Source organism: Pedobacter sp. GQ55, assembly GCF_059758925.1.
Genome location: NZ_JCAXEI010000001.1, coordinates 775411 through 796280 on the forward strand (window position 1 = coordinate 775411; position 20870 = coordinate 796280).

Sequence of the window (20870 nt, forward strand, 5' to 3'; positions counted from 1 at the left end):
AAATGAGACTGCAAGGAATTATTGGGTCAGTAATTATGGCTGTGGGAGGGATGTGCCCACTTATGCGTATTCCAATTATTGGCAGCTGGAATTATTTTGATATAGATCAGAGATTAGCTATTGCTTTTTATGTAATGGTAGTAATTGGATTGATAGGGACCTTCGCGAATAAAGCCGGACTCATAAAATTGGCCGGTTGGGGAGGAATTGTTTTGGTGCTAATTACCCTGGCCGGGATATACTTTAAGGCACATGATTCATTTAGTTTTCTTCATTTTAAAAAACTCATAAACTTTGGTGCAGGTATGGTTAAATTAAAATGGGGATGGTATGTTATTGCCGCCGGAACATTTATATTGATAACTGTAAGAAAACCGAAAGTTGTTTTGGTAAATGAAGTGGTTCAGGTAAAGTAAGTTCTTAATTCAAATCGCCTAATGATTTGTGCTTCCTTTTCCTTTTAAACTGAGTTTGCTTTAGATGTTCATCACCGCTGATGATGCTGATGTTTCCATCAACCTCAAGAATAGCCAATTTTACATCTTTATATTTTTCAATTCCGTGCTCTCTCATGGCTTCTTCAAGTTCCTCGTTGGTGATATCCAACTTGCTGAGTTTGTCGAAATTAAATTTACCATTGTGGATAAGGATTTCAGGATGCTGAGAGATAAAGTCTCTCAGCTTTTTGTTTTTGAACATGAGCTTTTTTAAAGCGTAGTTTAAAGCAAACAAAACGGCTGCTGCAATTAATCCTCCTAATAAGCTTGTGTTGTTGCCAACCATAGCATTTTGAACAGCATTACTGATCAGTAAAATCAATACTACATCAGTAGTGTTGAGCTGCGAGAGTTCCTTTTTGCCGGTTAAGCGAATTGCAACAAGCATAAAAGCATAAACAGCAAGGCTTCTTAAAATGATGTCAAGATATTGGTTCATGATCAGGGTTCATTATTAATACAATATTATTCATATTTAGTTTACAAAACACCTATTTGAATCGAAAATAACCGATTAAAAATTATCTTTGCCACAGTATGCAACTACTACATCAGGTAAAATATTTAATTAAGAAAGAAGTACTGCTGGAGTGGCGCTCTAAATATGCACTTAATGGCGTTCTGCTTTATGTAGTTTCAACCGTTTTTGTTTGTTTTCTGTCTTTCGTAAGTATTGCTCCAATTACCTGGAATGCATTGTTTTGGATTATCATGCTTTTTGCATCTATAAATGCGGTTTCAAAAGGTTTTTTACATGAAAGCAAAGGACAGCAATTATACATTTATACCATTGCAAGCCCACTGGCGCTCATCATTTCTAAAACGGTATACAATGTACTTTTGATGATGCTGCTTACCCTTATTGCATTGTTTTTTTACATGATGGTATTCGATTATGTGCCTCAGGATCTTGGTCTTTACATCATAGCAACAGTGCTTGGTAGTCTAAGCTTTTCAACCATTTTTACCATGATTTCAGCAATTGCGTCTAAAGCAGGTAACGGAGGGATGCTAATGGCTATACTTAGCTTTCCTGTTATTATACCGGTGCTAATTGTACTGATCAAGCTTACAAAAAATGCAATTGACGGCCTGGACAGAAGTGTTAGTTTAGATGAGATTGGCCTGCTTTTGATTATAAATGCACTGGTTGCAGCGGTAACATTACTGCTATTCCCTTATTTATGGAGAGATTGAGCTTTAAAATCCCCTGCCCAGTTATTACCTTTGTTACAATTAAGCCTATATAATGAACAAGATTTGGTGGAAGATTTTAGGGTCGGTATTAGTTTTGTATACCGCCATTGCAGGATTACTATCGGGAGTACCCCATTTGGCCATATTAAATGAGACAATTCGCAACCTGTATTTCCATGTACCCATGTGGTTTGCAATGCTTACACTATTCTCCATTTCGGTATTCTACAGTGTGAAATATTTATTGTACGGAAAGGAATCTGATGATATCAGAGCAATAGAGAGTGTAAATGTGGGGATCATCTTTAGTATACTTGGCTTAATTACAGGAGCAGTTTGGGCTAAGTTTACCTGGGGACAGTTCTGGAGTTTTGATGTGAAACAGAATTTTACAGCGGTGGCCATACTTTTATATTTTGCCTATCTGGTACTTAGAAATGCTATTGATGAGCAACAAAAAAGAGCCAAAATATCGGCTATTTACAATATTTTTGCCTTTCCGATGATGGTGGTACTCATAATGGTATTACCCCGTTTGTCAGATTCTTTACACCCCGGAAACGGTGGTAATCCGGGCTTTAATAGTTACGATTTAGATAGCCGTATGCGTGCTGTTTTATATCCGGCTTTCATTGGCTGGTCAATAATTGGATATTGGATCTATACTATTAGATTCAGGATTCGTACAATAGAAAACAAACAAAATTCCTAAAATGAAGAAGATCATATTTGCTTTAATGCTGCTATTAAGTTCAGTGCAATTATTTGCTCAATCTAATGATGTGGAGATGGCTGATGCTTTACGCAGCAACGGAAAGATATATGTTGTTGTTATCTGTATCGTAATAATTCTTGTCGGTTTGTTGATTTATCTATTCTCTCTCGATAAAAGATTAAAAAAAATAGAAAAGAAATCTTCTGACAAAAACTAATTTTAAATCGTTTAATCATCGTTTTTGCGCCTTTTTAACGCTAGTGTGTGGTGTACACTAAGTAATTCAGCATTTGTATTAATCATTTTTTTTAGTGCAATTTTGTACTCATAACTGAGAACTTATTCAAAATTCATAAAAAACAAATAATGGCTAATTCAGCAAATGAGACAAAATTTTTTGCAGACGTGTGTAAAAATTTTGACAGTGCAGCGCAGTTCACATCCCATCCCGAGGGATTATTAAATCAAATTAAAGCCTGTAACAGTGTGTATCGTTTCCAGTTCCCAATTAGAAGAGGAAATGGATTTGAAGTTATTGATGCATGGCGAGTAGAACACTCTCATCACATGAGCCCTACCAAGGGTGGTATCCGTTACAGTGAGATGGTAAATGAAGATGAGGTAATGGCTTTAGCAGCCCTAATGACCTACAAATGTGCTATTGTAAATGTTCCTTTCGGTGGGGCAAAAGGTGGTATTTGTATTAATCCTAAAAACTACTCTGTGGCCGAGTTGGAAACCATAACGCGCCGCTACACAACTGAGTTAATAAAGAAAAATTTTATTGGTCCTGGTATTGATGTTCCGGCTCCAGATTATGGATCTGGTGAACGTGAAATGAGCTGGATTGCAGATACCTATATGACTATGAATCCTGGTCAGCTTGATGCTTTAGGTTGCGTTACAGGAAAGCCAATTGCTTTACATGGTATTCGCGGTCGTAAAGAAGCTACCGGGCGTGGTGTTGCTTACGCGGTTAAGGAATGCGTTAATGTTGCCGAGGACATGAAAAAGATTGGATTTAAAGCAGGATTAGGCGATAAACGTGTTATTGTTCAGGGCTTAGGAAACGTGGGTTATCATTCGGCTAAATTCCTTTCGGAATTCGGAGCAACAATTGTTGGTCTTTGCGAGTACGAGGGGGCAATTTACAATGAAAACGGATTAAATATTGATGAGGTTTTTGCTCATCGTAAAAATACAGGATCGATATTAGGGTTCCCTGGAGCGACTGATTTCAAAAATTCAATGGAAGGATTAGAACAACCATGCGATATTTTAGTTCCGGCAGCTTTAGAGAATCAAATTACGGTAAACAACATTCGTAATATAAAGGCAAAAATTATTGCTGAAGGTGCAAACGGGCCAACTACGCCTGAGGCGGAAGAAATATTTACTGAAATGGGAGGAATCATTATTCCTGATATGTATTGTAATGCAGGTGGTGTTACTGTTTCTTATTTTGAATGGCTAAAAAATCTTTCACACGTGGCATTTGGACGTATGGAAAATCGTTATGCAGAGAATTCTAATGCCAATTTGATCAATACTTTAGAAAATCTTACTGGTAAAAAGATTCCTGCAGAAAATCGTCTAATGATTGTTAAGGGGGCCTCTGAGATGGAGCTTGTAAATTCAGGATTAGAGGACACAATGATGCATTCCTATCATGAGATCAGAGAGAATTTAATTACTAAACCCGGTGTTCAAACATTAAGGACAGCTGCTTTTGTTGGTTCAATTGACAAGATCGCGGTTTCTTATATGAACCTTGGTATCTGGCCATAGGTTTTAAAGACAGCTATTTTAATCCGCATCACGTATAATGGTGCGGATTTTTTTTGTCATCTGTTTGCTAATTAAACCAGGTGTTAAAATCAAAGTGCGTTTATCCGCGTATATTGCATAAAGCCTGATTATGAAAGTTAAGCTAATATTTTTGATACTTCTGCCTGCCTTTTTCTGTGCCTGTAATGAAGCGCAAAAACTGGAAACTAAAAACGGATTTGCAGTAATAACAGCAGCAAAAAGGGGAGAAGCTGTGGCAACTTATGCTGGTGGCTGTTTTTGGGCAATGCAGGAATGTATGCTGGAGTTAAAAGGAGTGAGTAAGGTTATAAGTGGCTATTCAGGTGGTACCAAACCAAACCCGGATTATAATGAGGTATTGTCTAAAACTACCGGATATGCAGAAGCCGTGCAGGTTTATTATGACCCAAAAGTAATAAGCTTTGAAAAACTAACCGAAGCATTCTTCAATGCGCATGATCCTACCCAGGAGGATGGACAGGGACCTGATCTGGGCCCTGATTATCGTTCGATCGCTTTTTATAGGTCGCCCTCAGAGAAAATGATAATTCACAACCTAATTAGTAGGATTGATTCTATTAATGGTTACAACAGGCCGGTGGTAACTGAGGTGGTTCCATTTAAAGTCATTTATCCAGCCGAAACCGAACATCAGGATTATTATAGGAGGCGTAGCTGGGAGCCATACATTAGAAATGTTTCTCGCCCAAAAGTGCTAAAACTCAGAAAAACTATGCCTTACCTCATAAAATCTGAATATAAAGACTGAAAAATGCACTTTTTGTCAGAGAACTATCAATAAACGGTCATCATCCCGAATTGGAGGTGGCTAAAAGACTTTAGGTACTTATATTTTTTATCTTTGTAGGGTTCAATTTATTTTTATTACGACCATGAGAAAAAGTGCAATTGTTGGTTTAATTACTATAGCGATATGTGTAGGTTTTTTAGTTAGTCTAAACGCCGATACAAATAGCTATTCTACATTTACTGAAGCTGCAAAAGATCCTAAGGAATTTCACGTAATGGGATACTGGGAAAAAGAAAAGGGTACCTATTACGACGCTCAGAAGGATGCTAACCATTTTGCTTTTTACATGAAGGATCAAAAAGGCAGTGTAAATAAAGTTGTTTACAATGGTACTAAACCTCAGGACTTTGAACGCTCCGAAAAGCTGGTATTAATCGGTAAGATGAAAGACGATACCTTTTACGCTTCTAAAATACTCATGAAATGTCCATCTAAATATAATAACGATCTTGTAGAAGTCAAGAAGGACGGTAAAGTGGAAAAATACAATTAATCTTAATGGATATACAATTTATTGGAGAGAACCTCCTTCCGGGTAAAGTCGGGCAATTCTTTATTGTTTTAGCATTCGCTGCGTCATTACTATCAGCCATCTCTTATTTTTTTGCTACCCAAAATAAGGATCTTGCAGATCAATCATGGAAACGCATCGGACGCATCTCATTTCTAATAAACTGGCTTAGTGTAATAGGTATAGGAGCTACACTTTTTTTTCTGATATTAAATCATTACAACGAATACTATTACGTCTATTCACACTCTTCAAAAGAACTGCCTGTATATTATATCGTGTCAGCATTTTGGGAAGGACAAGAGGGGAGTTTCTGGTTATGGGCGTTTTGGCAATCATTGCTGGGCGTAATATTAATGTGGAAGGCCAGAACCTGGGAAACTGGCGTTATGACAGTGGTAGCTTTCTCGCAAGCGTTTTTAACTTCAATGTTATTAGGTGTTGAAATCTTTGGCGAAAGAATAGGTAGCTCTCCATTTATACTTTTAAGAGATGCTTTAAACCTTAAGGAGATGGCACCAGTTGTGTTTGCAGATCCTGAAAACTTTAAAAACTACCTTAAATTTATATCCGACGGACGCGGATTAAACCCGTTACTTCAAAATTACTGGATGGTTATTCACCCTCCAACCTTGTTTTTAGGTTTTGCAAGCATGGTTGTGCCATTCGCTTATGGAATTGCAGGACTATGGCAAAAGAAATATAAAGAATGGGTAAAACCAGCAATGCCATGGGCATTGTTTGCAGTAATGATTTTGGGAACAGGTATCATTATGGGGTCGTTTTGGGCATATGAAGCACTAAACTTTGGCGGTTTCTGGGCCTGGGATCCGGTTGAAAATGCTTCCATTATTCCCTGGTTAACCCTTATAGCAGGTGTACACGTAATGATTGCCTTTAAAAATACTGGGCACGCATTCTTCACTGCAATTGTATTGATCTTTCTCAGCTTTGTACTGGTACTATATGCTTCATTCCTGACCAGAAGCGGAATTTTAGGCGAAACATCTGTACACTCATTTACAGATCTGGGCATGTTTGGCCACCTGATATTATACAATGTTGTCTTTTTGGCTTTACCGGTAATTTTACTAATTGTAAGGTGGAAAGAGTTGCCTATTACCAATAAAGACGAAGAAACTTATTCAAGAGAATTCTGGATGTTTATAGGTGCGCTTGTTATTACTGTAGCTTGTATCCAGGTAATTTTCTCCACTTCGGTACCTGTGTTTAACGCAGCATTTGGAACTAACTTTGCACCTCCTATAGATGCCATTAAGTACTACAACCAATGGCAGGCTCCGTTTGCTATTTTAGTAACGATCATATCAGGATTCACTCAGTTCATGAAGTACAAGAGAACTGATATCCGTAAATTCTATAGCAGTCTTGCGGCTACTGTGATTTTCTCAATTGTAATTACTGCCGGTTTTGTGTATATCACCAATGTATATCATAACCTGATGTATATTCTTTTAACCTTCAGTTGTGTGTTTGCAGTTATGTCTAACGCGAAGATTCTGGGGCAGGGTTTTGGAGGTAAGCGGAAATTGGTAGGTGCGGCCGTTGCACACATTGGTTTCGCTTTGCTGCTGCTTGGCGCTTTAGTAGCCGCTGCTACTAACAAACCAATCTCGTTAAATGCATCTAACTTTATTCCGGTTAAAGATTTCGAGAAGGCTGAAAAACCTGGGGAAAACATTGTTCTTTACAAGAATGAGCCAAAGAAAATGGGTAAGTACACCGTTACCTATATTAGCGATACTACTGTTGCTCCAAATACTTTTTACAAATTGAACTTTAAAGTTTATGATGAAAGTACCGGCAAGGTAAAAGAAGATTTCGAAGTAAATCCTCATATTCAGTCGAACGAGAAAATGGGGCTTATCGCCTCTCCGGATACGAAACATTATCTAACCTACGATATTTATACTCACGTTACCAGTGCTCCTTTGAAAGAAGATAAAGAGCATGGAGACCATGAAGGACATAGTGAAGAGGAGAACTACAAGGCTCCGAGGATTGTAACACTTAGCGTTGGTGATACTTTGCATACAAGCAGTGGGGTGCTTACGGTTAAAGCATTAAATCCAAAACCCCAGGCGAAAGATTTAATATTAGGGCCTAAAGACTTAGCTGTAGGTATGCCAATTGAGGTTGACGTAAATGGTAAAATATATAAAACTGAACCCATCTTTTTGGTTAAAGGAAATAACGTGTTTGACTTTGCCCGTAATATTGATGATTTAGGATTAAGGGTTAGGTTTACAAAAGTAATTCCTGATCAAGGCAAAGTAGAATTGCAGGTTTTTGAAAAACCTCAGCAAGCTAAGGACTGGGTTGTTTTTAAATCTATTGAATTCCCTTACATCAATTTATATTGGATTGGTACCATCGTAATGGTTGCAGGATTTTTAATATCCATTTTCAGGAGACAAAAAGAAGTTAAAGCTGTTTAATGAAAGTAGTCTGTATTGGTTCTGGCAATGTGGCAACCCATTTGGCTAATGCACTAAAAGCAAAGGGTGTAGATCTGATTCAGGTATGGAGCCGTGATTTAGCGAATGCCTCTGAGCTGGCAAAGCGCACAAACTCAGTAGCGATCTCAAATCTGGATGAGATTGACCGTTTTGCTGACTTATACATTATTGCCGTGAAAGATGATGCCATTTCATCGGTATCTTATAGCTTAAAAGATATAAACGGATTGGTGGTTCATACCTCTGGAGCTACATCAATAGACGCCTTGTCGGCACTGAAAAATTACGGTGTTTTATATCCACTGCAAACTTTCTCTAAAGCAAAGCCAATCGATTTTGCGAATGTTCCATTATGTATTGAGGCAAACAATGTACATTCTTTGGAAGTGTTAAGAAGTGTCGCGGGTAAGCTTTCGTCGCCTGTTTATGAAGTGGATAGCGAGAAAAGGAAAATATTGCATTTGGCGGCAGTTTTTGCCTGTAATTTTGTTAACCATCTTTACACATTAAGTGATAAAATAGTGGAACATTTTGAGCTCGACTTTGAGATGCTTAAGCCATTAATAATGGAAACAGCTTTAAAAGTACAGACTGAACTACCTATAAATGTACAAACCGGACCTGCCGTTCGGAATGATGAGCAAACTATGATTAAACATCAGGATTTACTAAATGGTATGCCTGAATTAAAAGAAATCTATCAAACTTTAAGTAAAAGCATTAAAAAAACACATTTATAGTTATAAATGCCGTTTTTCGTGCTTATTTTTGGACACAATTATGAGTATTTTTAAATTAAAGATAAATTTTGAAGAACAAGGAAAAGAACCTCTTGAATTACCTATTGTAAGCGGAGAATCGGTTCTTGATGCTTGTTTAGATCACGGAATAGAATTACAGCATAACTGTGGCGGAGTATGCGGCTGCAGCACATGTCATGTTTACGTGTTAAAGGGAATGGATAATATCCAGGAAATTTCTGATAAAGAAGAGGATTTTATTGACAGAGCTGTTCGTCCTAGAATTACTTCAAGATTAGGTTGCCAGTGTGTTGTTATAGATGGAGATATAGAAGTAACGATCCCCGATCAATCAGAATTTTTAGGTCACTAACAATTAATCAATAAATTATACAAAAACATGCAAGATAAATTTGCTTTACCAATATACTGGAATGACCATGAGGATATCGCCCAGGAGTTATACGAGAAATTTGGTGACGATTTTAATGAAGCCAAAATATACCGTATCAGATTCACTGAGCTAATAGAATGGGTACTAGAATTACCTAATTTTAAAGGAACCAGAGAAGAAAGTAGTGAAGGTCATTTGGAACAAATCCAATCGGCCTGGGTTTACGAATGGAGAGATAACCAGGATTAGTAAGATATGTTCCTGCAGAAACTTAAAAACATTACCACCCTTATTTTTGATGTGGATGGTGTGCTCACAAATGGTGATATTATAGCATCAGACAGTGGGGAGTTTCTGCGCACATTTAACATTAAAGACGGTTATGCTTTACAGTTGGCCGTAAAAAGGGGATATCTCATTTGTATCATCTCCGGGGGACGGGGTTTAGCAATGCAAAGACGTTTTGAAGGTTTAGGCATTGCAGAAGTATTTCTGGGTGTTTCAGATAAAGTAGATGTTTTTAATTCTCTTTTAGCTAAGCATAACATCACGGCCGACGAAGTATTGTATATGGGCGATGATATTCCCGATCTTAAAGTTATGCAATTGGCAGGCCTGGCAACATGCCCTTCAGATGCTGTACCCGAAATAAAAGCAATTTCTGAATATATTTCTCCATATCCGGGAGGTAAAACAGCAGTTCGGGATATTATTGAAAAAGTACTTAAAGTACAGCAAAAATGGTTCGATGAGAGCCCCTCTGCAGCCGATTCCGGGAAGTAACAGCCTGCAACAATTATGTTACTTCTGCCGGATTAAACCTAATCCTCTGTTTGTACTCCAATCTCTTACAAAACCGAAGCTAAAAGCTTTATAACCATTAAAAATTGTAAAAGAGTATGAAAAAATTATTGATTATCTGCGGATTGTTATTTAGTGTAATAACATTTGCACAAGCACAACAGGGTCAAGGTGGTCGCAGAGGAGGAACACCTGAAGAGAGAGCAAAAAGAAATACCGAAATGTTGACTAAAAAGCTTAGTCTTACAGCAGATCAGCAAACCAAAGTTTCTGCCATTTACCTGGAACAAGCTGAGGCGATGAAAAAATTGCGTGAAGATGCGGCAGGAGACAGGGACGCAATGCGGGCTGCAATGGTGAAATCTAACGAGGAAAGCGACACTAAGATTAATGCTTTGTTAAACGACGATCAGAAAAAAGCTTACACCACCTGGAAAGAAGAGCGAAAAGAAGCGATGAAAAAAAGACAAGATGGTAATGGCGGGGGGCAATAATCATAAAAACATTTAAAATAATAGAAGCGGCATATGGTCGCTTTTGTTATTTTTGAGCAAATATTAATTATGTATAGACAGACACTTCCAATAATACTCGCCTCAAAATCTCCACGCAGACAAGAATTGATGAAATCGATGAATCTTGATTTTAAAGTAGTTTTGAAGGAAGTTGATGAAAGCTATCCGGAGGATTTACTCCCAGCCGAAATTGCGATTTACATTGCCGAAAAGAAGGCAGCAGCCTTTGCAGATGATAGCCATGAAAGTATAGTGATTACTGCAGATACTATTGTGGCCTATAACAATGAAATATTGGGTAAACCTGAGGATGTAACCCATGCTACTGAAATGCTAACCAAATTGTCTGGCACAAACCATCAGGTATATACTGGTGTGAGTATTGCTCATGCGGGTAAAATGCATTCTTTTTACGATGTTACAGAAGTGTTTTTTAATCCACTTACACCAGAACAGGTTGAATTTTATATCGCCAATTTTAATCCCTTTGATAAAGCAGGTGCTTATGGTATTCAGGATTGGATAGGCCTTGTTGCTGTCGATAAGATCATTGGTTCCTATACAAATGTGATGGGTTTGCCAACTGAAAAGCTATATAAGGCTTTGTCAGGATTTTAGTTCTGATAACGAATATAAAACACCCATTTTTAAATCGTAAGTAGATAAACTGATCTGTTTAATCTGAGACATTGATAGAACGTGATTTGTAAGAATTGCAGCAATAACAATCATATCAACCCTTAATTTTATGAGATCAGGCATGTTTTCGCGCGCTGCATGGGTAGATTTAATCAGTTTTTCTGAGAGACTGCCGTACGCCGCAAATTCAATGGGTATTGATTTTATATGCGCTATATCCACTTCTTTTAAGATCATACCAGCGAAGGTCTCAAAAGCTCCTGCTGAACCAACTAAATGATCAGGTTTATACAATATACAAGCTTCTTTTAGACCTGTGAGCTCATTGTTTAAATGGCTAATAATAGCTGATTTATCCAGCTCACTAATTGGATCTGAATGGAAATAAGCCTGCATTAATCTGGCTGCACCTATGTTATAGCTTTTCTTCCACAGGAGTTCTTTGTTATTACAGATTATGAATTCAGTGCTTCCTCCGCCGATATCCATAATCAATGATGTCCCGTTGATTGCACCTGTGGCTTTTACTCCTTTATAAATGTATTCAGCTTCTTTGTCGCCATCAATAACGTCTATATTGATGCCCGCGTTTTTTTTTGCAGCATCAACAAAATCACTTCCATTGGCTGCGCTCCTTACTGCGGAAGTAGCAATTGCAAGTGCTTGTTGAACATGGTGTTTATCAATTTCTTGTTTAAAGGTCTTTAATGTTTCAATTCCACGTTCAAATGCTTCTGGTATAATGATGTTTTCATTAATGCGCCCCTGACCAAGCCGAACGGGTACATTTGTTTTATAGATTATCTGAACCCCTGTAGCAGATATTTCTGCTATGATTAGGTGAAAGGTATTTGTACCAAGATCAATAACTGCGGCTCTCATCAAAGGTTTATTTAATGGTAAAAGTGCAAAAAAAAGCCACCCTATTGGATGGCTTTTTAAAAAATTATTTAATTATTATTCGAAATATTCCTTCATTTTCTCGAAGAAACTCTTATCGTGCTTACCCGGTTGTGGTTTAAAATTAGGAGAGTCTCTTAATTTCTCAAGCATGCTTCTTTCTTCAGAACTTAGTGCTTTTGGAGTCCATATGTTTACATGGATAATCTCATCGCCTCTGTGGTATGAATTGATTTCAGGGATACCTTTACCTTTTAAGCGTAATAACTTTCCGCTTTGGGTACCTGGTTCAATTTTGATTTTTGCTTTACCATCGATAGTTGGAACCTCAGCACTATAGCCTAATGCAGCATCAATGATAGAAACGTGTAAATCATAAACCACATTATTTCCTTCACGTTTTAAGGTTTCATGAGGTATTTCTTCAATCAGGATGATCAGATCTCCAGGAATACCTCCGCTAGGTGCTGCATTACCTTTTCCGCTCATGCTTAATTGCATACCATCACTTACACCAGCCGGGATATTAATTGTAATGGTTTCTTCGCCACGAACTATACCATCACCATGGCAAGATGTACATTTAGCGGTGATCTGCTGTCCGCTACCATTACAGGTAGGGCAGGTAGAGGTAGTTTGCATCTGACCAAGAATTGTATTGGTCACTCTGCGAACTGCACCGCTTCCACCGCAGGTTTTACATGTACTTACCGATGAGCGATCTTTGGCTCCTGTTCCGTCGCATGTTTTACAGCTAATCTGTTTATTTACTTTGATCTTCTTCTCGGTACCATTGGCAATTTCCTCAAGAGTGAGTTTTACTTTGATGCGCAGGTTAGTTCCCTTAGCTACACGTCGACCGCCGCGTGACTGCTGACCGCCGCCTCCAAAGAAACTTTCAAAAGGACTGCCACCACCACCAAAAATATCTCCAAACTGACTGAAGATATCTTCCATGTTCATGCCGCCTCCGCCATATCCACCACCAGAAGCGCCGCCAACACCAGCATGACCGTAATGGTCATAACGCTGTTTCTTTTCCGGATTGCTTAAAACTTCATAGGCTTCAGCAGCTTCTTTAAAGTTATCTTCGGCAGCTTTATCCCCAGGGTTCTTATCAGGGTGAAATTTGATAGCTAGTTTGCGATAAGCCTTTTTAATCTCTTCGGCAGATGCGCTTTTGGTTACACCAAGTACATCATAAAAATCTCTCTTACTCATAATTTTAACTACCTACTACAACTTTAGCAAAGCGAATTACTTTATCATTCAAAGTGTAGCCTTTCTCTAATTCATCAATTACTTTTCCTTTTAACTCCTCATTTGGCGCAGGTATTTTAGTAATAGCCTCATGGTTATCGGTATCAAAAACATTGTTGATGCTTTCAATTTCTTTTAAACCTTTTTGAGCTAAAATACTTTTTAGCTTGCTATGCACTAAAGCAACACCTTCACGAATTGGATTTATATCAGTAGCAGTTTCTATAGCCTTGGTGGCACGATCAAAATCGTCTAAAACAGGTAAAAGTGAAACTATTACATCTTTTCCGGCAGTTTGTAAAAGCTCACTACGTTCTTTTTGGGTACGACGTTTGAAATTGTCAAACTCGGCAAACAAGCGTAGATATTTATCGTTTAAAGCTGCATTTTCTTGTTGTAATTTTTCTTCGGCAGAAAGCTCTGGCACAACTTCGGTTTCAGCAACTGGATTTTCTGCAGTTACTTCTTCAGTATTTATTTGATCTTCGGTATTATTCATCTGCTCTTCAGCGTTATTTTTCACAATTGGATCTGTGTTATCGTTCTTTTTCTTCTTGCTAAACATGGTATAGTAGAATTTTTGATTGTAAACTCAAAAGTTTTGCCAATGAAATATATCAGTCATGGTGGCAGTTTTATTTAAAATAAACTGACGCGAATGACTGAAAAGGAATGTTTTGTCAGATTTTGGCGGTTAAACAATTTGCGCATCTTCATGCACAATACCACCTTCGCATTTGATGATTCTTGAAGGGAAAGTTCTTATAATATGATAGTCATGGGTAGCCATAAGTACAGCAGTTCCGCTCTGACTAATCTGTTTAAGCAACATTACTATTTCTTCTGATGTATCAGGATCTAAGTTTCCTGTAGGCTCATCAGCAAGTATTATTTCAGGGTTATTTAATAACGCACGTGCAATTACAACGCGTTGCTGCTCGCCGCCCGAAAGCTCATGAGGCATTTTTCTGATCTTTGAACGTAAGCCTACCTTTTCAAGAACATCTTTTATGCGTTCTTCAATTAGCGCTTGATCTTTCCAACCCGTCGCTTTTAATACGAACTCAAGATTTTTTTCAATCGTTCTGTCGGTAAGCAGTTGAAAGTCCTGGAATACGATTCCTAATTTTCTACGTAAATAGGGTACATCTTTAATGGCCAGGTTTTTTAAATCGAAACCGGCTATTTGTCCGTCTCCGTTACCGATATGAAGATCTCCGTAAATGATTTTAAGCAAACTGCTTTTACCGGAACCGGTTTGACCAATTAAAAAAACGAACTCTCCTTTATCAACATTTAAATTTACATCTGATAAAACCAGATGTTTTTGTTGAAATACATCTACATTCTTTAGATTTATAACTGCGTTTCCTGTCATTTTTAAATATCTATTTTAGCAATTTGTCCAAAAGGCAAATCATTTACAAAATTCATAATGTAAGGCAATTTATCACCTAAGCCCAATTTTTCAAGCGATTTATCAGGCCTGTCTACCCTAAAGTAGGCCAATAAGGTAAATTTATCATCCCTTAATTGTACATAATCAGGGATCTTGGCAATGCCTTTTACTTTAATAACATACATTAGGTCAAAAATAGTATTTCAAATTGAGAAATAAGGCATGTGATGTATTTATCTAATCAGGGTAAGGGATCCGGTGACTGTTTTCATGCCATTTTTCAGATCAATGATGTAATAATAGACACCGACTGGAACATCCTCATTTCTGTACTTTCCATCCCATGGCTTTTCATAGCCAGTGCTTTCAAAGACGAGGGTACCATAACGATTCATTACTTTTACCACAGGGGCATCCAGCGCATCTATAGCAGTGATATTCCACGCATCATTAATATTGTCGCCATTCGGACTAAAGGCATTTGGGACAATAAACCCTTGGTAAACCTTAACAAATACGGTATCCAGAGCCGTTACACAGCCTAGATTCGATTCAGCATGCAGGGTATACTCTGTATCCTCTTTAGGCGATACCCTGGGGGTAAGGGAGTTTTGATCTTCAATATCAGTGTTTGGGGTCCAGAAATATGTTATGCCATCACCAGATACCTTTCCGCTTAGTTTGACATCATATCCACGCAATATTTTTTTATCAGGACCCGCATCAGCAGTTGGTATTTTGTTAACAATCACATTTACCTGAGCTTCCCTGTAACAGGTGCCACTCTTCACCTGAACTGTATATAATGTAGTTATCGTTGGTGATGCGACGGGATTCGCAATATTGGGATCTGAAAGCCCGGTTGCCGGCGACCAGGTATAACTTGTGCCTCCTGAAGCGCTCAATTGTACATTTTTTCCTTCGCAAATCTGAGGTGCCGGATTGTCTACAACCGGAATGGGTGGAGGAATGACGTTTACATTTATTGCAGAAGTAACCTCACACCCCAGATTTTTCACAGTAACAGTATAGGTGCCGGACATGCCAACGGTTGCATTTGGGATTTTTGGCGATTTATCTGGCGAAAGTAAAGTGCCATCGGGCTTTCGCCATATATATGTACCTTCATTATCTACATGTAACATAATCGCATCTCCTACACACACAGGCCCGTTACTTATCGGGTTTACTACTGGCGGAGGATTAACTCTGATTGTTATAGTTTGGGAAGCCGTACGACAACCCGGCGAATTAAAGTTCCCAGGTTCTGCGGCGGTTAGCCTATAATGGTTGGATCCCGGGCTTGCATTAGGAAATGGGACATTGTAGCTTAATGGATCAGTAGCTCCTGCAATATCCAACCAGATACCATTAGTCTGTTTTTGCCACTGAAAATGGAATGTTTCTGAACCGGCTATCACGCTCGATAAGTTGATGACAGTATTTGCTCCCCGGCAAATATCCTGAGTCCGGTTGAAACTGCTGCCTACTCCAGCCTTAATGTCTGGCCCACAGGCTCTAAATGTAATGTCATCTATTATGAAGTCATTACCCCCGCGTGGATTAGGATCTGTATTAAAAACATTATTGATCATTCTGATTTTTACTTGGGTTGCTGCTGTGGTCCGAAAAGTGAAACCGTATTGTCGCCAATTGTTGTTCTGATCAGGAATGTCACCCGGATTGTATCTGCCTAATTCTGTGTTGTTCATATCCAATATAACGAATGTGATGTTCGGCTTTAGACCATTATAGTCGAGCATATTAAACAGCCATGCGGCAAATTCATATTTGGTGTTGGCGCAAAGCGGTGTCTGTACTGGCGCCTCAAAAAAAACACCAGGACCGTAATCAGCATTCACAACCATCATATAACCGTCAACATCACCAGGGGTATGGTTGGTTACAGTATACCAGTTCCTGTTCATTCCTATAGTTGTTTTTGCAATGGTATAAGTGCCATCCCGTACATTTCTGTCGTTTACATAGGTGTAACTGCTAAAACCCGGATCGGGACCGGCATCCGCACTCCCACTTCCAAAATCTATGTTGACCACAGGATCTCCTAGAGAACCGGTACATACCTGTGCCATCACCTTTGCAGCATTAAAGGTCAGAATCAAAAATAATGCAATAAGTTTTGTATATCCCCAGGTCAATACAGTTATTTAAGCCAATACAATATACTGCTTATTCTCTGTATTTTAAATAATCTTGTTGCCCCCTAATGGAGCCATCCGAATCTTGATCATGCCATTTACTATAATGACATAAAAAACAAATTTTAATGGCTAAAATTCATGTTTTGTTTAAGTGCCTTATTATTAGTTGTTTGAGGTGTTTTTTTAAGGAAAGAGTAAGAGAACGAGCTTGTTGCTAAAACCCCATTAATGGCCTTCAAATAACATTTTTTATGTAAAGCAACCGTTTGTGTTGAATTATTGATATAGCTAACTATCTGATTTTTTTTGGCATCCACATATGTAATGAATAACGATCATTAATGTCACTATGGTTAAATTATTTCCAGTATTGTTTAAGACTTATATACTGATATGAGCACCCCAAGTAATCTTATTTCGTTAATGCAAACGGTTGCGTTGTTAAGGATTGTTAAATGACATTTCAATAACACTAGATTAGACCTATCAACCAAAACAACGATAATATTTTAGCATATAAAAGCTTGATAATTAATTATTAACCATTTTCTAACCATTAACCAGGATTTGATTTAGGGCATCAAACCAGAACAACAAATAACCATATATAATTTTAAACGAGGGAATTAGGTAAACCTCAATTGGCTATTTACAATAAATATAGCCGGGGGATTCGTATGCCTTAATTGTATTAACAAACTTATTTAAACTAACAACTAACCAACCCATGAAAAATCAAGTTACCTAATTGCAATTGGTGAATATGGCTATCCAGGAATAGTCTAGCCACTTAACAGATTGAAAGAAAATCTCTCTTCATTGAATTCAACTATTTGATTTTAAACTAAAAAAATGTTTATGAATAATTTTTACAAGAAGCAACTCTTTACCGGCCTGTTGCTACTGTTTTCTGTAATTGCATTCGCACAAAAAAAGATTAGCGGAACAGTTAAAGGATCAGATGACGGTGGTCCTCTTCCAGGAGTGTCTGTTACATTAAAAGGAACCTCGAAAGGGGTTAGTACAGATGGAAATGGAAAATTTACAATTGACGCACCTGCAGAAGGTGTGCTTCATTTTTCATATATAGGATATAATGCCAAGGATGTAAACATTGCCGGACAAAGTGAAATCAATGTTCAATTGACTCCTTCAGCAAATGCACTTAAGGATGTAGTAGTTATAGGATACCAGGAAGTATCAAGGAAAAAGAGTACTGCAGCAGTATCTACGGTGAAAGCTAAAGACATAGAGAATTTACCGTCACCAACATTTGATAAGCTACTGCAAGGTAGGGTGGCGGGCCTAAATGTTCAGGCTTTTTCTGGTGAGCCAGGCGGTACACCAACATTTGTTGTACGTGGTAATTCATCAATCGGAAGAGCAGTAAACGCAGCACGTGCATTGAGCAGTCCATTATTTGTGATAGATGGAATTCCTATTTCAAGTGAGGATGTTACTTCATTTGGAGATTTGACGGGTACTAACTTCATTGCTGGATTAAATCCCAATGATATAGAATCCATTGATGTTTTAAAAGATGCAGCAGCGGCATCAATCTATGGATCAAGAGGTGCAAACGGAGTAGTAGTTGTTAAAACTAAGCGTGGTAAGTCTGGAAAACCTGAGATTAATGTAAGTGCATATACCGGTGTTTCTAAACAAGGTGAGATGCAGGAGTACATCACAGGTGCTCAGGAACGTAGGTATAAAATGGATTATTTGAACAAGTATGCCAGCCATGAGCAGCAGGGTTTATATCCAATGTTACTAACCGATAGTTTAAATCCCGCATTTAATAACGCGAACGATTGGCAGGGAATATTTTACCGCACAGGTATCATTCAAAATTACGATGCTTCTGCCTCTGGTGGCTCGGAGACCATGAATTACCGTTTTAGTGGTAACTATTACAACGAGGGTGGTATTATTAAAGGGACGGGGTTTAAACGTTATACCATGTCGGGATCAATGGGAGTTAAGCTTTCAGAGCGTCTTAAACTTGATGCGTTGTTTAGATTGTCAAGAGGAGACCGTGCCAGAGGGCGCGGACAAGCACCATGGGAAAATCCACTTCCAATAAATGCAGGGACATTCCCTACTTCATTGTTATATATAAGTGATGTGGATATGCAAAACTTTACAGGTGTGCTTGATCAGGTGAAGGATAAGAATATCAATGACGATATCACTTCCAGTATAACACTTAATTACGATATCAGTAAAAAGTTTCATTTCCAAACACAAGGATCATTACAATCAAGTAGGGGGGGCAGGGACATCTTCAGGCCAAGTATTTTGGATGCAGATGGTAATTTTTATGTTCAATCATCGAAATCGAATTTTGATAACTTTAATATAGATAACCTTCTTTCGTATACTACTTCCGTAAATTCGGATCATCATATTACTGTACTGGGTGGAAATACCATAAACTACCTGACACGAGAATATACAGGAATCGGAGGAATTGGAAAAGGGAATAACGTAATTTCTACGGTCCAAGGGATCAATGAGTATGTATTTAGTGATCCATACGGTAACATGATAACGGGGTCTAAGCGCGAAGCTTCCGGAATGCTATCTTTCTTTGGAAGAGCAAGCTATGATTATAAAGATAAGTATCTCTTTTCAGTTAGTTTCCGTGCCGATGCCTCATCTCGCTTTGGCAAAAATTACAGATGGGCTCACTTTCCGTCTGTTTCTGCAGGTTGGGTAATATCAGACGAGCCATTTATGAAATCGGCAGAAAATTGGGTGTCTTTATTGAAGATAAGGGGTAGTTATGGTGTTTCTGGTAACTTACCGGCAGATTACTATGCGCCATTTAACTCATACATTACTGGAAATGGGGGCGCAGGGTATCAAGGATCTGCTGCCACAAATACTTACGATGGCATAAATGCGGTTACTTATAATCCAGGATCAATTACCCAGGATAATTTGACATGGGAAAGATCAATCCAATCAAACATTGGTATTGATGCCGAATTCTTTAAAAGCAGATTAAACATGTCTGTTGATGCCTATAACCGTGGTACATCAGACCTCATTTTCGATTTGATCATGCCGGTTACCAGCGGGTACGATAAAGTAAGAACTAATGCTGTTGATGTTAGGAATTTAGGGATTGATTTGAATGTTACAGGAAGAGTATTTAATCCTGAAAGTAAATTTCAATGGAACCCAAGATTGGTAATGTCATTCAATAAAAATCAAATCATGTCGTTGCCTAACGGTAATAGAGACATTATGGTTACTGATGGTAATACGGGTACTACTTTTATACTTACCAAAGGGCGTCCTATTTATGAGTACTTTTTGGTTAAATCGGCTGGGGTATATTCAGATAAGAATGAAATTCCTTTCGATCCTCGTACCGGAGACCTAATTACTTATTGGAACGGATCACAAACAGCAAAACCTGGTTCATACAGGTGGATAGATCAAAACTTTGACTATGATGTATGGGATCATTTTGATAAAGTAAGGGTAGGTAATCCGAATCCAAGGGTTACAGGTGGTCTCAGTAATACCTTTACCTATAAGAATTTCTCTCTTGAAGTTTTCACAACCTTCTTATTGGGCAGAGAGGTTTATAACACTTATATATCGAGCTTACTGGATCAATACAAACAACTTGGAAGCTTCCCAAGCACCGGCCTTATCAATCTGGATAAATTACCTATTTGGCGTAAACCGGGAGATAAGGCTACCTATGCTGATTTAAATCCTTATGGAGATTATTATTATCAATTTAATAATTTCTCTTCAGCTTATATGGAAGATGGATCTTATGCGAAAATCAAATACATCAATTTAGCCTATAATTTTCCAACCAAGATGCTTGAGAAATTAAAAATGAAGCGCTTACAGATTTATACCATCATAGATAATGTTTACTCTTTCCAGAAATCAACATTACCAGATGTTGAAGCCGTGAATGAGCTTGGAATATATACGGGAAATAGTTATCCGGTACCTAGAAAATTCACTTTTGGTATTCAGGCCTCTTTTTAGGCTACGGTAAATAAATAATT

General features: G+C 38.1%; 22 protein-coding genes. 15 read left to right on the forward strand and 7 right to left on the reverse strand.

The features are described 5' to 3' along the window. Positions 1 to 2: 2 nt before the first annotated feature. The gene (locus AC6CH7_RS03190; protein ID WP_498261309.1) at positions 3 to 416 is read left to right on the forward strand and encodes a hypothetical protein; all 414 of its coding nucleotides are present in this window, start codon (positions 3 to 5) and stop codon (positions 414 to 416) included. 4 nt (positions 417 to 420) lie between these two features. Here AC6CH7_RS03190 and AC6CH7_RS03195 read toward each other — a convergent pair whose 3' ends face one another. After that, positions 421 to 936 (reverse strand): DUF421 domain-containing protein, encoded by a 516-nt coding sequence (locus AC6CH7_RS03195; RefSeq protein WP_498261310.1) that lies wholly within the window; start codon positions 934 to 936, stop codon positions 421 to 423. A 98-nt stretch (positions 937 to 1034) separates the two neighbouring features. Between AC6CH7_RS03195 and AC6CH7_RS03200 the strand changes: the two genes are divergently transcribed. From AC6CH7_RS03200 to AC6CH7_RS03260, 13 genes are all read left to right on the forward strand, one after another. Continuing rightward, complete coding sequence (locus AC6CH7_RS03200; protein WP_498261311.1) at positions 1035 to 1694, forward strand: heme exporter protein CcmB; 660 nt, start codon at positions 1035 to 1037, stop codon at positions 1692 to 1694. Positions 1695 to 1746: 52 nt separating this feature from the next. Continuing rightward, positions 1747 to 2406, forward strand: coding sequence for a cytochrome c biogenesis protein CcsA (gene ccsA, locus AC6CH7_RS03205; protein ID WP_172660722.1), 660 nt, complete (start codon positions 1747 to 1749; stop codon positions 2404 to 2406). A 1-nt stretch (position 2407) separates the two neighbouring features. Beyond that, positions 2408 to 2626, forward strand: a complete 219-nt coding sequence (locus AC6CH7_RS03210; protein ID WP_172660721.1) for a CcmD family protein — start codon at positions 2408 to 2410, stop codon at positions 2624 to 2626. Positions 2627 to 2775: 149 nt separating this feature from the next. Then, positions 2776 to 4197, forward strand: coding sequence for a Glu/Leu/Phe/Val family dehydrogenase (locus AC6CH7_RS03215; RefSeq protein WP_498261312.1), 1422 nt, complete (start codon positions 2776 to 2778; stop codon positions 4195 to 4197). A gap of 130 nt (positions 4198 to 4327) precedes the next feature. Continuing rightward, positions 4328 to 4987, forward strand: coding sequence for a peptide-methionine (S)-S-oxide reductase MsrA (gene msrA, locus AC6CH7_RS03220; RefSeq protein ID WP_498261313.1), 660 nt, complete (start codon positions 4328 to 4330; stop codon positions 4985 to 4987). Positions 4988 to 5111: 124 nt separating this feature from the next. Next, a complete protein-coding gene (locus AC6CH7_RS03225; RefSeq protein WP_048904282.1) occupies positions 5112 to 5522 on the forward strand; it encodes a cytochrome c maturation protein CcmE domain-containing protein in 411 nt (136 codons plus the stop codon). Positions 5523 to 5527: 5 nt separating this feature from the next. Beyond that, complete coding sequence (gene ccsA / locus AC6CH7_RS03230; RefSeq protein WP_498261314.1) at positions 5528 to 7999, forward strand: cytochrome c biogenesis protein CcsA; 2472 nt, start codon at positions 5528 to 5530, stop codon at positions 7997 to 7999. Then, on the forward strand, positions 7999 to 8760 hold the full coding sequence (locus tag AC6CH7_RS03235) for a Rossmann-like and DUF2520 domain-containing protein (RefSeq protein WP_498261315.1): 762 nt from the start codon (positions 7999 to 8001) through the stop codon (positions 8758 to 8760). The genes ccsA (AC6CH7_RS03230) and AC6CH7_RS03235 overlap by 1 nt, the downstream gene beginning before the upstream one ends. Before the next feature lie 40 nt (positions 8761 to 8800). Beyond that, positions 8801 to 9133 (forward strand): 2Fe-2S iron-sulfur cluster-binding protein, encoded by a 333-nt coding sequence (locus tag AC6CH7_RS03240; protein WP_048904285.1) that lies wholly within the window; start codon positions 8801 to 8803, stop codon positions 9131 to 9133. 27 nt (positions 9134 to 9160) lie between these two features. Continuing rightward, positions 9161 to 9403, forward strand: a complete 243-nt coding sequence (gene iscX / locus AC6CH7_RS03245; RefSeq protein ID WP_048904286.1) for a Fe-S cluster assembly protein IscX — start codon at positions 9161 to 9163, stop codon at positions 9401 to 9403. A 6-nt stretch (positions 9404 to 9409) separates the two neighbouring features. Beyond that, complete coding sequence (locus AC6CH7_RS03250) at positions 9410 to 9937, forward strand: KdsC family phosphatase (RefSeq protein WP_498261316.1); 528 nt, start codon at positions 9410 to 9412, stop codon at positions 9935 to 9937. A 116-nt stretch (positions 9938 to 10053) separates the two neighbouring features. After that, complete coding sequence (locus AC6CH7_RS03255; protein ID WP_498261317.1) at positions 10054 to 10449, forward strand: DUF4890 domain-containing protein; 396 nt, start codon at positions 10054 to 10056, stop codon at positions 10447 to 10449. 69 nt (positions 10450 to 10518) lie between these two features. Next, entirely contained in the window at positions 10519 to 11088 is a 570-nt protein-coding gene (locus AC6CH7_RS03260; protein ID WP_498261318.1) for a Maf family protein, read from the forward strand. Here the strand turns inward: AC6CH7_RS03260 and AC6CH7_RS03265 are convergent. The 6 genes from AC6CH7_RS03265 to AC6CH7_RS03290 all read right to left on the reverse strand — a co-directional run bounded on the left by AC6CH7_RS03265 (position 11077) and on the right by AC6CH7_RS03290 (position 16791). Further along, entirely contained in the window at positions 11077 to 11991 is a 915-nt protein-coding gene (locus AC6CH7_RS03265; RefSeq protein WP_498261319.1) for a Ppx/GppA phosphatase family protein, read from the reverse strand. The two genes, AC6CH7_RS03260 and AC6CH7_RS03265, sit on opposite strands and share 12 nt — an antisense overlap. A gap of 75 nt (positions 11992 to 12066) precedes the next feature. Next, positions 12067 to 13230 (reverse strand): molecular chaperone DnaJ, encoded by a 1164-nt coding sequence (dnaJ, locus tag AC6CH7_RS03270; protein ID WP_498261320.1) that lies wholly within the window; start codon positions 13228 to 13230, stop codon positions 12067 to 12069. A 4-nt stretch (positions 13231 to 13234) separates the two neighbouring features. Further along, entirely contained in the window at positions 13235 to 13834 is a 600-nt protein-coding gene (locus AC6CH7_RS03275; protein ID WP_498261321.1) for a nucleotide exchange factor GrpE, read from the reverse strand. A 129-nt stretch (positions 13835 to 13963) separates the two neighbouring features. Next, positions 13964 to 14647 carry a cell division ATP-binding protein FtsE gene (locus tag AC6CH7_RS03280; protein ID WP_048904291.1) on the reverse strand — a complete coding sequence of 228 codons (684 nt, stop codon included), beginning with the start codon at positions 14645 to 14647 and terminating at the stop codon, positions 13964 to 13966. 2 nt (positions 14648 to 14649) lie between these two features. Beyond that, a complete protein-coding gene (locus AC6CH7_RS03285) occupies positions 14650 to 14853 on the reverse strand; it encodes a hypothetical protein (RefSeq protein ID WP_048904292.1) in 204 nt (67 codons plus the stop codon). Between the two features lie 48 nt (positions 14854 to 14901). Next, positions 14902 to 16791, reverse strand: a complete 1890-nt coding sequence (locus AC6CH7_RS03290) for a T9SS type B sorting domain-containing protein (protein ID WP_498261322.1) — start codon at positions 16789 to 16791, stop codon at positions 14902 to 14904. 897 nt (positions 16792 to 17688) lie between these two features. On the opposite strand from AC6CH7_RS03290, the gene AC6CH7_RS03295 reads away from it, so the two are divergent. Next, entirely contained in the window at positions 17689 to 20850 is a 3162-nt protein-coding gene (locus AC6CH7_RS03295) for a SusC/RagA family TonB-linked outer membrane protein (protein ID WP_498261323.1), read from the forward strand. The last annotated feature ends 20 nt before the right edge of the window (positions 20851 to 20870 follow it).

Coding starts and splice junctions, on each gene's coding strand:
- AC6CH7_RS03190 (WP_498261309.1), top strand. CDS start 3: ATGAGACTGCAAGGAATTATTGGGTCAGTAATTATGGCTGTGGGAGGG.
- AC6CH7_RS03195 (WP_498261310.1), bottom strand. CDS start 936: ATGAACCAATATCTTGACATCATTTTAAGAAGCCTTGCTGTTTATGCT.
- AC6CH7_RS03200 (WP_498261311.1), top strand. CDS start 1,035: ATGCAACTACTACATCAGGTAAAATATTTAATTAAGAAAGAAGTACTG.
- ccsA (WP_172660722.1), top strand. CDS start 1,747: ATGAACAAGATTTGGTGGAAGATTTTAGGGTCGGTATTAGTTTTGTAT.
- AC6CH7_RS03210 (WP_172660721.1), top strand. CDS start 2,408: ATGAAGAAGATCATATTTGCTTTAATGCTGCTATTAAGTTCAGTGCAA.
- AC6CH7_RS03215 (WP_498261312.1), top strand. CDS start 2,776: ATGGCTAATTCAGCAAATGAGACAAAATTTTTTGCAGACGTGTGTAAA.
- msrA (WP_498261313.1), top strand. CDS start 4,328: ATGAAAGTTAAGCTAATATTTTTGATACTTCTGCCTGCCTTTTTCTGT.
- AC6CH7_RS03225 (WP_048904282.1), top strand. CDS start 5,112: ATGAGAAAAAGTGCAATTGTTGGTTTAATTACTATAGCGATATGTGTA.
- ccsA (WP_498261314.1), top strand. CDS start 5,528: ATGGATATACAATTTATTGGAGAGAACCTCCTTCCGGGTAAAGTCGGG.
- AC6CH7_RS03235 (WP_498261315.1), top strand. CDS start 7,999: ATGAAAGTAGTCTGTATTGGTTCTGGCAATGTGGCAACCCATTTGGCT.
- AC6CH7_RS03240 (WP_048904285.1), top strand. CDS start 8,801: ATGAGTATTTTTAAATTAAAGATAAATTTTGAAGAACAAGGAAAAGAA.
- iscX (WP_048904286.1), top strand. CDS start 9,161: ATGCAAGATAAATTTGCTTTACCAATATACTGGAATGACCATGAGGAT.
- AC6CH7_RS03250 (WP_498261316.1), top strand. CDS start 9,410: ATGTTCCTGCAGAAACTTAAAAACATTACCACCCTTATTTTTGATGTG.
- AC6CH7_RS03255 (WP_498261317.1), top strand. CDS start 10,054: ATGAAAAAATTATTGATTATCTGCGGATTGTTATTTAGTGTAATAACA.
- AC6CH7_RS03260 (WP_498261318.1), top strand. CDS start 10,519: ATGTATAGACAGACACTTCCAATAATACTCGCCTCAAAATCTCCACGC.
- AC6CH7_RS03265 (WP_498261319.1), bottom strand. CDS start 11,991: ATGAGAGCCGCAGTTATTGATCTTGGTACAAATACCTTTCACCTAATC.
- dnaJ (WP_498261320.1), bottom strand. CDS start 13,230: ATGAGTAAGAGAGATTTTTATGATGTACTTGGTGTAACCAAAAGCGCA.
- AC6CH7_RS03275 (WP_498261321.1), bottom strand. CDS start 13,834: ATGTTTAGCAAGAAGAAAAAGAACGATAACACAGATCCAATTGTGAAA.
- AC6CH7_RS03280 (WP_048904291.1), bottom strand. CDS start 14,647: ATGACAGGAAACGCAGTTATAAATCTAAAGAATGTAGATGTATTTCAA.
- AC6CH7_RS03285 (WP_048904292.1), bottom strand. CDS start 14,853: ATGTATGTTATTAAAGTAAAAGGCATTGCCAAGATCCCTGATTATGTA.
- AC6CH7_RS03295 (WP_498261323.1), top strand. CDS start 17,689: ATGAATAATTTTTACAAGAAGCAACTCTTTACCGGCCTGTTGCTACTG.